This window comes from Photobacterium gaetbulicola (genome assembly GCF_003025515.1).
Lineage (GTDB): Bacteria > Pseudomonadota > Gammaproteobacteria > Enterobacterales > Vibrionaceae > Photobacterium > Photobacterium gaetbulicola.
The window spans coordinates 87,988-100,988 of sequence record NZ_PYME01000009.1; the positions used below are offsets into that span (position 1 = coordinate 87,988).

A 13,001-nucleotide genomic window follows, 5' to 3' on the forward strand; every position below is an offset into this window, starting at 1 on the left:
GTCTTTTATATAAAAAAACCCCGAACCTAGGCCGGGGTTTTTGCTTATCGATTAATGATTAAGCCTGTGGCTTATCATCTTCTTTGTTCTGCACTGGCTGTGCTTCAGGCGCTTGCTCAGGCTGCGTTTCTGCTTTTGGTTCAGCAGGAGCTTCCTGTTGCTCGCTCTGCTGCTCTGGAGCAGCATCGCCCGCTTTCAGGGTATCTTTTTCGTCACCCCAGCCTTTCGGTGCACGGATTTCAGTCTTGCGTTCCATCAAGTCGTCAATCTGGCCAGCATCGATGGTCTCGTACTTCATCAGCGCATCTTTCATCGCGTGCATGATATCCATATTCTGCTCAAGGATTTCACGGGCACGCTCGTAGTTGCGGTCGATGATAGCGCGAACTTCGTTATCGATAAGCTTCGCTGTGTCGTCAGACATATGCTTGCTCTGCGTCACCGAACGGCCAAGGAATACCTCGCCTTCGTCTTCCGCATACAGCAATGGACCCAATTTCTCAGAGAAACCCCACTGGGTTACCATCTTGCGGGCAATATCTGTCGCACGCTCGATATCATTCGAAGCACCGGTCGAGACCTTGTTCACACCGTAGATCAGCTCTTCCGCCAAACGACCGCCGTACAGACTTGAAATCATTGACTCCAAGAACTCACGCGAGTGGCTGACACGGTCTTGCTCTGGCAAGTACATAGTCACACCCAATGCGCGACCGCGCGGAATGATAGAGACCTTATACACAGGATCGTGATCCGGCACCAAGCGACCAATGATGGCATGGCCCGCTTCGTGATAAGCCGTCGACTCTTTCTGCTCATCGGTCATTACCATCGACTTGCGCTCGGCACCCATCATGATCTTATCTTTGGCCAGTTCGAACTCCACCATAGAGACGGTGCGCTTGTTGCCGCGAGCAGCAAACAGAGCAGCTTCGTTAACCAGGTTCGCCAGATCCGCACCCGAGAAGCCTGGGGTACCACGTGCGATAAGCTCAGGCTTCACATCACCGTCTAGCGGTACTTTGCGCATGTGCACTTTCAGGATTTGCTCACGGCCACGTACGTCTGGCAAGCCAACCACTACCTGGCGGTCGAAACGACCAGGACGCAATAGCGCAGGGTCCAGTACGTCAGGACGGTTGGTCGCGGCGATAACGATGATACCTTCGTTACCCTCGAAACCATCCATCTCAACCAGCATCTGGTTCAAGGTCTGCTCACGCTCATCGTGGCCACCACCCACACCGGCACCACGCTGGCGACCGACGGCATCGATCTCATCGATAAAGATGATACAAGGCGCGGCTTTCTTGGCCTGCTCGAACATGTCACGGACACGGGATGCACCCACACCGACGAACATTTCCACGAAATCAGAACCAGAGATCGTAAAGAACGGAACTTTCGCTTCACCAGCAATGGCTTTCGCCAGCAAGGTTTTACCCGTACCTGGAGGACCGACCATCAACACACCGGTTGGGATCTTACCGCCCAGTTTCTGGAAACGGCTCGGATCACGCAGGTAATCCACCAGCTCTTTCACATCTTCCTTCGCCTCGTCACACCCGGCAACGTCATTGAAGGTGGTTTTGATCTGGTCTTCGCTCATCATGCGGGCCTTAGATTTACCGAACGACATGGCACCTTTGCCACCGCCGCCCTGCATTTGGCGCATGAAGAAGATCCAGACACCGATGAGCAATAGCATCGGGAACCAGGAGATAAAGATTGAGGCCAGTAGGCTTGGCTCCTCAGGCGGAGTACCCATGACCTTTACGTTAGCGTTAATCAGATCGTCTAACAGCTTTTGGTCGTTAACGACAGGCAGATAAGTGACGTATCGCGTGTTATCACGTTTGAATACGGTAATCTCACGATCATTGAATCGCACTTCCCTTATCTGATCCTGACCGATTTCACGGACAAAGGTTGTATAGTCGACTTGACGGCCAGCACTATCACCGGGACCGAAGCTCTGGAATACAGACATCAGAACCACAGCGATGACCAACCACAAAATCAAGTTTTTTGCCATGTCACTCAAGGTGTTAACCCCGCGATAACTAATAGATGAATTTAGGGTACTACAGTTTGTAACCTGTAGCTACAATATATACCTCACGAGAACGATCTCGTGACGAATCCGGCTTACGGATTTTGACCACTTTGAACATGCTACGCACTTCTGCCAGATATTGATCAAAGCCTTCCCCTTGGAAAACTTTTACCGCAAAGCTGCCATTAGGCGCAAGTACCTGCCTACACATATCTAATGCTAGTTCAACAAGATACATAGCTCTAGGCTGATCTGAAGCCAAGTTGCCGCTCATGTTCGGTGCCATGTCCGACAAAACAACATCAACCATGTCCGGCTGAATACGCTCTAGCAGTGCATCCAATACCGCTTCCTCACGGAAATCCCCCTGCAGGAAGCTCACGCCAGGCAGTGAGTCCATTGGCAAGATATCACAGGCAATCACCTGCCCCTCGTCGCCAACAACCTCAGCAGCATACTGAGACCACCCACCAGGAGCCGCCCCCAAGTCAACCACCGTCATACCGGGTTTCAGGAGCTTGTCTTTGTTTTGGATTTCTTCGATTTTGAAAATCGCGCGGGAACGGTAGCCCTTTTTTTGCGCTTCTAGAACATACTTGTCGTCAAAATGTTCTTTCAGCCATCGGCCAGAGCTGCCCGAATGTTTTTTCTTACTCATGATTTACCTAATGAGTTTGGGTACTTATCAAGTATACTCAGCAACACCACAAATGGCGTATACTAAACAAATTAGTCATCTAGACTATATGGCGTTAGAATACGCGGTTTTCAACCCTAAATTAATAATAGAGCCGACATGAATCTAAGCACCAAGCAGAAGCAATACCTCAAGGGTCTTGCCCACAACCTAAAGCCAGTTGTCCTAATGGGCGCAAATGGCCTGACTGAAGCCGTGATTGCCGAGATTGAACTGGCACTTGACCACCACGAGCTTATCAAGGTTAAAGTGGCTGCTGAAGAGCGCGAGACCAAGGTTTTGATCGTTGACGCAATTGTTCGCGAAACCAAGGCAGAAAAAGTCCAGGTGATCGGTAAGACACTGGTCCTATACCGCCAGAGCGAAGAGCGTAAGATCGAACTTCCGCGCAAATAAAAAAGGCCGCCGCTGCGGCCTTTTTTATGTCTGTATCATGGCACGGAATGCCATGATCCAACCTTTACAGATACATTTAATAACAATTTTATGTGATTAAATGTAAGCGACTTCCGCAATTTCGAACTCACGCGCACCGCCCGGTGTGGTGATCGTCACTTCGTCATCCTGCATTTTACCGATTAGGCCACGGGCAATCGGAGAATTCACTGAAATACGGCCCGCTTTGATGTCCGCCTCGTCATCACCCACGATCTGGTAAGTGACTTCCTCATCCGTGTTCACATCGATCAAAGTCACTGTGGTACCGAAAATCACTTTGCCAGTATTCTGCATCTTGGTGACGTCGATAACCTGTGCTACTGATAGCTTGTATTCGATATCACGGATCTGCGCTTCGCAGATACCCTGCTCTTCACGGGCTGCGTGGTACTCGGCATTCTCTTTGAGATCACCCAGTTCACGCGCTTCACCAATGGCCTGTGAAATGATTGGGCGACGCTTCATTAGTACATCCAGTTCTTCACGTAGCAGCTTCTCGCCGCGAACCGTCATTGGGATCTTATCCATAACTCTTATTACCTCAACGCCCGTATAGCCACAGCTATAAAAGGCAAAACAAAGCCTGTCCGACAGTTTGGTCGAACAAAGCGATTACTAATGGGAACACTTCATTCTAAACAAAGATGCCGAAGAGATCACCCTTGTTCATTCAGCGGCATAACTTAGGTTACAGGCGCTACCCTCACGCCTGCAAATCATAAAAATTTCATAATCAATTCGCTTAACGCATAGCGCTTAAAAATTATGCGCCAAAGATCACAAAAACACGTATTTATACAAAATACCCCAGCTAAAAATGCAAGCGGCAACGCCTAAAAATAGCTAAAAAACGCCTTTATCGCCGAACTTTTCCCTACACCGGTAAACACCTGATACATATAGACAAAAAACACAAAACCCACACCAGAGCCAGTCATTTAAAGTATTTTTCAGTTTTTTTTACTAACAGATCGCGCCAGACACCAGTAAAAAGAACAGCATGCATTTAGCACAGATATGCATACAACAAAAAATTCCAAAAGGATTCGACAATGAACAAGAAACTGATTGCTCTAGCAGTAGCAGCAGCATCTATCTCTTCTGTAGCAAACGCAGCAGAAGTTTACTCTGACGAAACTTCAAGCCTAGCAGTAGGCGGTCGTTTTGAAGCGCGTGCAGTAATGCAGGACAACGATGCTGGCGACAGCAAAGTTAATGACAAGACTCGTGTACGTATCAATGTTGCTGGTAAAACAGACATCACTGACTCAGTATACGCGCTAGGTTTCTGGGAAGGCGAATACACTGACGGTAGCGAAGTAAACAACCGTCACCTAAACGCTGGTATCGGCGGTGATTTCGGTCAAATCCGTTACGGTAAGACTGACGGCTCTCTAGGCATGATCACTGACTTCACTGATATCATGTCTTACCACGGTAACGAAGCTGGTGGTAAAATTTCTGCTGCTGACCGTACTGGCAACAACCTAGCATACGTGGGTTCTTTCGACCTAGGCGGCAACAACCTGACTGTTAAAGCTAACTACGTATTCGAAGGCGACAGCAACAAAGATAGCCGTGAAGACGGTTACTCTGTTGGTGCAATCTACGCTATGGACATGGGTCTAGCGTTCGGTGCAGGTTACGGCGAGCAAGACGGCTACGAGAAAGAGTCTGGTGCTGACGCAACTGGTAAGCAGGCATTCGGTGCTATCTCGTACACTTACGGCGACTTCTACGTAGCAGGTCTATACCAAGACACTCGTAACTTCCAAGCTGACAAAGCACAAGGTTACGAATTTGCTGCAGCATACACATACGGCAAGACTGTATTCGTTGCAACTTACAACTACCTAGAAGACAAAGACAACAGCGTTGATCTTGCAGACTCTATCGCAATCGACGCGACTCACTACTTCAACAAGAACTTCCGCACTTACGCGTCTTACAAGTTCAACAACCTAGACTCTAAAGATGTTGGTAAAGCAGCAGCTTCTGACGAGTTCGTTCTAGGTGCACGTTACGACTTCTAATCCTGATTGGATATAGAAATCTAACACCGCCTTTTCTAAACACTGGTCTTCGGGCCAGTGTTTTTCTTTATTTCACCCCTGCTACTCTCGTCGCCAATCACTCACCTCGCTAGCCTCCCCCTGGCATCCATCCCACTTTGCTCCGCCCCAGAGCGAACAATAGGGTTCGAACCGTACTGGTAGCAAAACGGCTACCAAAATACATTTGGACACAACCCAAAAAACATCATTTTTCAGTTTTTTTTACTGCCCAAAACAAAAAAGACAAGTAAAAAGAATGACATGCAAAAACATCACTTTGCATGAACAATATTTATAAAGGATTCGACAATGAACAAAACCCTGATTGCGCTGGCCGTTTCTGCCGCTTCTATCACTTCGGTCAATGCTGCTGAAGTCTACTCTGATGCAACGTCCAGCCTCGCAGTAGGTGGCCGTTTCGAAGCTCGCGCCGTGATGGCCGACAATGATGCCGGCGATACCAAAGTCAACGATGCCACACGCGTGCGTGTCAACGTTGCCGGTAAGACAGACATCACTGACACGGTATATGCACTTGGCTTCTGGGAAGGCGAATACACGGACGGTAATGCAGTCAACAACCGCCACCTGAACGCAGGTATCGGTGGTGACTTCGGCCAGGTTCGCTACGGTAAGACAGACGGCTCTCTGGGCATGATCACCGACTTCACCGATATCATGTCTTACCACGGTAACGAAGCGGGCGGTAAAATCGCAGCAGCTGACCGTACGGGTAACAACCTAGCCTACGTTGGCTCTTTCGACATCATGGGTGACAACCTAACGGTTAAAGCGAACTACGTGTTCGACAATGGCTCTGAAGAGGACGGCTACTCGTTCGGCGCAATCTACGCATTGGACATGGGTCTAGCCTTCGGTGCGGGCTACGGTGAGCAAGAGCTTGGCACAAATACCAACCGTACGGCGAAGCAGGCATTCGGTGCTATCTCCTACACCCACGGTGACTTCTACATTGCCGGCCTATACCAAGATGCACGTAATGCATCTGACAACGTCTTTGGCAACCTAGCCAGCGAAACCCGTGGTTACGAATTTGCGGCGGCCTATACGCTCAACAACACGGTATTTACCGCAACCTACAACTACCTAGAAGATCGTAACGCATCAGGTAAGGCAGCAGATCTGACTGACTCCATTGCCCTTGATGCCACACATTACTTCAACAAGAACTTCCGTACTTACGCGTCTTACAAGTTCAACAACCTAGACCAGGCCGGCGACCGTACTCGCGCGGGTACGTCTGACGAGTTCGTTCTGGGTGCACGTTACGACTTCTAATCCTGCTTGGATATAGAGCTCTAACACCGCCTTTTCTAAACACCGGCCCTGTGGCTGGTGTTTTTTCATATCTGGCACCGGTTATCACTGCTTCAATATCCCCAGCCACAGCAAGCTTACCGTTCTCTGACTGTTTATCTGCCTGATATTGTTTATCATGGGGACAGTGATGTACTTACCCCAATATTCAACAGAAGGCCACCAATGCGTCTGCCGTTTCGTCTTTTATTTCTCTCAGCCAGCCTGTCGTTGTTTTCCCACATGGCTACAGCCCAAGCAATGGCCCAACAAACCGCAACACCGAGCAAGACTAATACCGAGCAACCAACAACCCCAGCTGCGCTCAGCGCTTTCCAGCCCAATTTCAAAGCGCTTCCCTACGGCCATGACACTGCACTCGTCATCGCAGATGCCAAGACCGGGAGTATCCTGTATTCACAACGGGAAGAACAGTTCCAGCCGCCAGCAAGTACCCAGAAAATGGTGACGGCACTGGCGGCCCAGTTATACCTTGGCAAGGACTACCGCTTTACTACCCAGCTTGAGCAGCTAGAGGACGATATCGTGCTGCGATTCAGCGGCGACCCGGCTTTATCACGTCAACAACTCGCTTTGCTCCTTAGCAAACTAAAGGCACACACTGGCTCCACCATTACAGGCGATCTGCTGCTCGACGGCAGCCAGTTCAGCGGTTACGAGCAGGCCCCCGGCTGGCCGTGGGATATTCTCGGGGTGTGTTACAGCGCGCCGTCGAGCAGCCTAAGCCTCGAGCATAACTGCGTGCAGGGGGCGCTTTACAGCAACCAAGCCGTCGGAGAAACGACTCGGGTCAACATTCCCAGCCACCAGCCACTGACCGTTACGACCAGTGCGCGCGTTACCACCAAAGAGCACCAGAAAGCCAACCATTGCGATCTAGAGCTGAAAGACAAGGGCAGCAATCATTACCACCTGAGTGGTTGCCTGATTAAGCGTGACAAACCGTTGCCGCTCAATTTCGCCGTGCAGGACACCCAAGCCTACATCAGCAATGTGATAAAGGCCGAGCTAAAACGACTGGGTATCAAACTGCAAGGCGAGATCAAGCGTGATGACTCGGCCAAAGGCAAGGTGATCGCACGCCATCACTCTGCCCCGCTGCACGAGCTGCTCGACACCATGGTCAAAGACTCCGACAACCTGTATGCGGACAACATCGCCAAGACCATTGGCGCTAAATACTTCCAGCAACCAGGCAGTTTTGCCAACGCCAGCAAAGCAATCAAGGCTATTTTGAAAGACAAGGCCGATATTGATTTGGATCGGGCAGTCATCGTCGATGGCTCAGGCCTCTCTCGCAATAACCGCATGACAGCGAGCCAAATGATGGAAGTGATCACTTACCTCTACAACCACGACGACACGCTGAACCTGCTCGCTACCCTGCCCGTCAGCGGCCAGAGCGGTACCTTGCGCTACCGCCAGAGTCTCCGCCACAAGCCGCTGCAAGGAAGGATCCACGCCAAGAGCGGATCGCTATACGGCACCTACAACTTGGCTGGCCTTATCAAGGCCCAGTCAGGCCAAACCCTGCTATTTGTCCAGATGGTAAGTAACTACTTCCCGCCGGAGCGAGATGACAGCCTACCCGCTATTGCCCCACCTATCGAAGTCTTCGAACGTACTCTCTATAAAGACTTATACCAGCAGTATTGATACGTCTGGGTACTGACTAGCAACAAACAAAAAAGCGAGTGGCTCATCACCACTCGCTTTTTCAATACAATCTTGTTTTGCTTAATATTCTAGGCAAGGCCTAGGAACGCATTGACCGTCTTGAAGTAAATGATCATACCAGTGATATCCACCACCGAAGCCAATACCGGGCTGACCAGTACTGCCGGGTCAAGCTTGGCCGCCCGGGCAATCATTGGCAGTACACCACCAACGGTTGTCGACAAAACGACCTGCAGCGAGATAGCCACACCGATGGCCATGGCGATATCCATCAGCTCCATACCGATTGGCAGCGACGAGCCATCGCTAAACATCATCACCCGGCCCATGATCACAACGGCAAGTACGCCGGCAATCATCAGTGCAACTCGGAATTCCTTCCACAGCACCTTGGCCCAGTCCCGGCACCGTATTTCTTCCATTGCCAGCGCACGTACCACCAGCGTCGCCGCCTGCGAACCGGTGTTACCACCTGCCGCCGCAATCACCGGCATGTATACCGCCAGCAATACCAACTGGCTCAGGGTATCTTCGTAGTGCGAAATGATCAGGCCAGAAACAATGCCCAATAGTGCCAAACCGACAATCCAGCCAATACGCTCGCGCACATGGCTAAACACACTGTTTTGCAGGTAGTGGCCGGCAGGCTCTGCTTCCGAGCAGATCAGACCAAGGCCGTTCGCCAAATGGCGCATGCATACTTCTTCGTCCATTTCATCCAGCAGATCCAACAGGGTCTGCACATGGCGTAATGGCATTTCACTCAAAATCGCAATCGCTTCTGAAATAGGCATTTTGACCAATAGTTTGGCCTGCTCATCAATGTCATATTTCATAAAAGCGTTACGTGCGGCCAGAACATCGTTCTGAGCCAGCTCTTCATTTACCAGTGCAGCATCTGCTGCATAGTTCATTACCGTCATGGCGAATCTCCCGATTAGCTAGGTCACGGCAACGACCACCAGAATACGCCATACCACGGCATGAATGTGCCACTTCCTATCTGCAAAAAACTTGTTATTAGTTGATTCACAGACAGCAAAGAGCCTGTCATTCACCACACATTGGCGAGATTCTATATTGAGATAATGGCTTGGGAAAACCGAGGAAAAGTATGTTTGAAAAGGGTCATCAACAGATGAGATAGAACAGACTATTCCGAACCTGGGGACAGTTCGGAATCATAGGAGACCGACGCCGTTAGCAGGTTTGATTTTCCACCTTCATACTCGGGGGATGGTCGGTATCGTTCATCTAAATCTCCAAAAAATAAGTATCGCTTATGCGACGCGGCTAATTGTACGCACTTCAGTTGCAGTTTCAAGGAGATTTTCAACCACAATTGACACAAATTATTAATGGCGTCACAGTTCTTCAATACCATGACACTAAGGTGGATTTCGCTTTGCCAAATCCCTTACCATTTCATTAGAAGATATAAAAAAACGGCCTGTATTCACAGGCCGTTTTGGTACTATTTTGCGCTAGCGAAAACAGTGATTAAGCATCAGTTATTATGCGTCATTGATACGAGCGTGTAGCTCTTGTACTGAAGTCACCTTGTTACGGTCATCAGCAGCCCAAGCCATGCAGGTTGCGAACGCTGCGTTTAGCGTAGTGGTGTAGTTCACCTTCTCAGCCAATGCGCCGCGACGTAGGACTTTCGAGTCTTCGATAGCCTGACGACCTTCCGCTGTGTTGACAATGTACGAGTACTCGTTGTTCTTGATGCGGTCAAGAATGTGAGGACGACCTTCGTGTACCTTGTTGACTAGACGAGGGTTGATGCCCGCTTCACCGAGTACAACCGCAGTACCGTGGGTAGCATCCAACTCGTAGCCTTGCTTAACCAGCTTGGAAGCCAGGTCAACCACACGCTGCTTGTCGTTACCGCGAACAGACAGTAGTGCACGGCCTTTGGCTTGCTTCTCTTTACCACAGCCTAGTTCAGCTTTGGCAAACGCTTCAGCGAACGTGTCACCAACACCCATTACCTCACCCGTAGAGCGCATTTCTGGGCCTAGCAGTGGGTCAACACCTGGGAACTTGTTGAATGGCAGTACCACTTCTTTCACTGAGTAATATGGTGGAATGATCTCTTTGGTAAAGCCTTGCGACTCTAGAGACTGGCCTGCCATGACTCGTGCAGCGATTTTCGCCAGTGGTGCACCCGTTGCTTTCGATACGAACGGTACCGTACGCGCAGCACGTGGGTTCACCTCGATAAGGTAAACTTCGTTGTCCTTCACCGCAAATTGGGTGTTCATCAGGCCGCGTACACCAAGTTCGAAGGCCAGCTTCTCAACTTGCTGGCGCATCACATCCTGAATTTCCTGGCTTAGGGTGTAAGCAGGCAGTGAACATGCTGAGTCACCTGAGTGAACACCGGCTTGCTCGATGTGCTCCATGATACCGCCGATAACCACGCGCTCGCCGTCACAGATGGCATCGATATCAACTTCTGTTGCATCGTCTAGGAAACGGTCAAGCAGAACCGGCGACTCGTTAGACACGCTTACCGCTTCGTTGAAGTAACGACGCAGGTCAGCTTCGTCGTAAACGATTTCCATCGCACGGCCACCCAGTACGTAAGATGGGCGAACAACTAGTGGGAAGCCGATTTCTTTTGACTTCTCAACCGCTTGCTCCATTGTCGTTACGGTTGCGTTTTCTGGCTGTAGCAAGCCTAGGCGCTCAACGGCTGCCTGGAAACGCTCACGGTCTTCGGCACGGTCGATAGCATCTGGGCTAGTACCGATGATTGGCACGCCAGCCGCTTCCAGTGCACGTGCTAGTTTAAGTGGCGTCTGGCCACCGTACTGAACGATAACGCCTTTTGGCTTCTCAACACGAACAATAGACAGTACGTCTTCCAGTGTTACCGGCTCGAAGTATAGGCGGTCTGACGTATCGTAGTCGGTCGATACCGTCTCTGGGTTACAGTTAACCATGATGGTCTCGTAACCGTCTTCGCGCAGTGCTAGTGAGGCGTGAACACAGCAGTAGTCGAATTCGATACCCTGACCGATACGGTTCGGGCCACCGCCCAATACCATGATCTTGTCTTTGTCTGTCGGCTGCGCTTCACACTCTTCATCGTACGATGAGTACATGTAAGCGGTATCAGAAGAGAACTCAGCCGCACAGGTATCGACACGCTTGTATACCGGGTGGATATCGTACTGGTCACGCAGCTTGCGGATTTCAGTCTCAGCAACACCTAATAGCTTAGCGAGGCGCGCATCAGCAAATCCCTTGCGCTTCAGCTTGCGAAGAACATCAGCGTTAAGGCCAGCAAAACCGCCTTCTTTCACTTCGTTCTCCAGCTTCACTAGCTCTTCGATTTGAACCAGGAACCAGCGGTCGATGTTCGTTAGGTTGAAGACGCCGTCTACCGATAGGCCTGCACGGAATGCGTCAGCGATGTACCAGATACGCTCGGCACCCGCATCTTTTAGCTCGTGACGGATAGTCGTCAGAGCATCAGGTGCATCTAGGTCAACCATTTCGTCGAAGCCGTTCGCGCCCACTTCCAGACCGCGAAGTGCTTTTTGCAGCGATTCTTGCTGGTTACGGCCGATAGCCATTACTTCACCCACCGACTTCATCTGAGTTGTCAGACGGTCGTTTGCGCCCGCAAATTTCTCGAAGTTAAAGCGAGGGATTTTGGTAACAACGTAGTCGATAGTTGGTTCGAACGAAGCTGGTGTTGCGCCACCTGTGATGTCGTTCATCAGCTCATCAAGGGTAAAGCCGATAGCCAGTTTCGCCGCCACTTTCGCGATTGGGAAACCTGTTGCTTTAGACGCCAGCGCCGAAGAGCGAGATACACGCGGGTTCATCTCGATGATAACCATGCGGCCATCTTTCGGGTTAATACCAAACTGTACGTTTGAACCACCGGTTTCAACACCGATTTCACGCAGTACCGCTAGCGATGCGTTACGCATCAGCTGGTATTCTTTATCCGTTAGGGTCTGTGCTGGTGCAACCGTGATTGAGTCACCAGTGTGGATGCCCATGGCATCGAAGTTTTCGATTGAACATACGATGATGCAGTTGTCGTTCTTATCACGAACCACTTCCATCTCGTACTCTTTCCAACCAATCAGAGATTCGTCGATAAGCAGCTCGTTGGTTGGCGACAGATCCAGACCACGGCGACAGATTTCTTCGAACTCTTCTTTGTTATAAGCGATACCACCACCAGTACCACCCATCGTAAATGAAGGACGGATGATACATGGGAAGCCAACCATATCGAGGACTTTGTAAGCCTCTTCCATGGTTTTCGCAGTATCCGCGCGTGGACACTCAAGGCCGATTGATTTCATCGCCGCATCGAAGCGAGAGCGGTCTTCCGCTTTGTCGATAGCATCAGCTGTTGCACCAATCATTTCAACGCCGAACTCTTCCAGTACGCCGTGCTTCTCAAGATCAAGCGCACAGTTTAGCGCTGTCTGGCCACCCATTGTCGGAAGTACCGCATCCGGGCGCTCTTTTTCGATGATTTTGCGCACCACTTCCCAGTGGATAGGCTCGATGTAAGTTGCATCGGCCATCTCTGGGTCAGTCATGATGGTCGCTGGGTTCGAGTTAACCAGGATAACTCGGTAGCCTTCTTCACGTAGGGCTTTACACGCCTGGGCACCCGAGTAGTCAAACTCACATGCCTGGCCGATAACGATCGGGCCAGCACCTAGGATTAGAACACTTTGAATATCAGTACGTTTTGGCATTG

General features: G+C 50.4%; 9 protein-coding genes. 4 read left to right on the forward strand and 5 right to left on the reverse strand.

Annotated elements, in window-relative coordinates:
* Positions 1 to 58 precede the first annotated feature (58 nt).
* Entirely contained in the window at positions 59 to 2,035 is a 1,977-nt protein-coding gene (gene ftsH / locus C9J03_RS09965) for an ATP-dependent zinc metalloprotease FtsH (RefSeq protein ID WP_044624175.1), read from the reverse strand.
* Between the two features lie 49 nt (positions 2,036 to 2,084).
* A complete protein-coding gene (gene rlmE / locus C9J03_RS09970) occupies positions 2,085 to 2,714 on the reverse strand; it encodes a 23S rRNA (uridine(2552)-2'-O)-methyltransferase RlmE (protein ID WP_039469641.1) in 630 nt (209 codons plus the stop codon).
* A gap of 138 nt (positions 2,715 to 2,852) precedes the next feature.
* On the opposite strand from rlmE, the gene yhbY reads away from it, so the two are divergent.
* Positions 2,853 to 3,149 carry a ribosome assembly RNA-binding protein YhbY gene (yhbY, locus tag C9J03_RS09975; protein ID WP_039469639.1) on the forward strand — a complete coding sequence of 99 codons (297 nt, stop codon included), beginning with the start codon at positions 2,853 to 2,855 and terminating at the stop codon, positions 3,147 to 3,149.
* A gap of 96 nt (positions 3,150 to 3,245) precedes the next feature.
* On the opposite strand, the gene greA is transcribed toward yhbY, so the two are convergent.
* Positions 3,246 to 3,719 (reverse strand): transcription elongation factor GreA, encoded by a 474-nt coding sequence (gene greA / locus C9J03_RS09980; protein ID WP_044624176.1) that lies wholly within the window; start codon positions 3,717 to 3,719, stop codon positions 3,246 to 3,248.
* A 524-nt stretch (positions 3,720 to 4,243) separates the two neighbouring features.
* Here greA and C9J03_RS09985 point away from each other — a divergent pair.
* From C9J03_RS09985 to dacB, 3 genes are all read left to right on the forward strand, one after another.
* Positions 4,244 to 5,224: a porin gene (locus C9J03_RS09985; RefSeq protein WP_044624177.1), complete on the forward strand. Its 981-nt coding sequence runs from the start codon at positions 4,244 to 4,246 to the stop codon at positions 5,222 to 5,224.
* Positions 5,225 to 5,554: 330 nt separating this feature from the next.
* Positions 5,555 to 6,544, forward strand: a complete 990-nt coding sequence (locus tag C9J03_RS09990) for a porin (RefSeq protein WP_044624178.1) — start codon at positions 5,555 to 5,557, stop codon at positions 6,542 to 6,544.
* Between the two features lie 204 nt (positions 6,545 to 6,748).
* Positions 6,749 to 8,239 (forward strand): serine-type D-Ala-D-Ala carboxypeptidase, encoded by a 1,491-nt coding sequence (gene dacB, locus C9J03_RS09995; protein ID WP_231580691.1) that lies wholly within the window; start codon positions 6,749 to 6,751, stop codon positions 8,237 to 8,239.
* A gap of 89 nt (positions 8,240 to 8,328) precedes the next feature.
* On the opposite strand, the gene C9J03_RS10000 is transcribed toward dacB, so the two are convergent.
* A complete protein-coding gene (locus tag C9J03_RS10000; protein WP_044624179.1) occupies positions 8,329 to 9,183 on the reverse strand; it encodes a magnesium transporter in 855 nt (284 codons plus the stop codon).
* A gap of 591 nt (positions 9,184 to 9,774) precedes the next feature.
* On the reverse strand, positions 9,775 to 12,999 hold the full coding sequence (gene carB / locus C9J03_RS10005) for a carbamoyl-phosphate synthase large subunit (RefSeq protein WP_044624180.1): 3,225 nt from the start codon (positions 12,997 to 12,999) through the stop codon (positions 9,775 to 9,777).
* Positions 13,000 to 13,001: the final 2 nt, after the last annotated feature.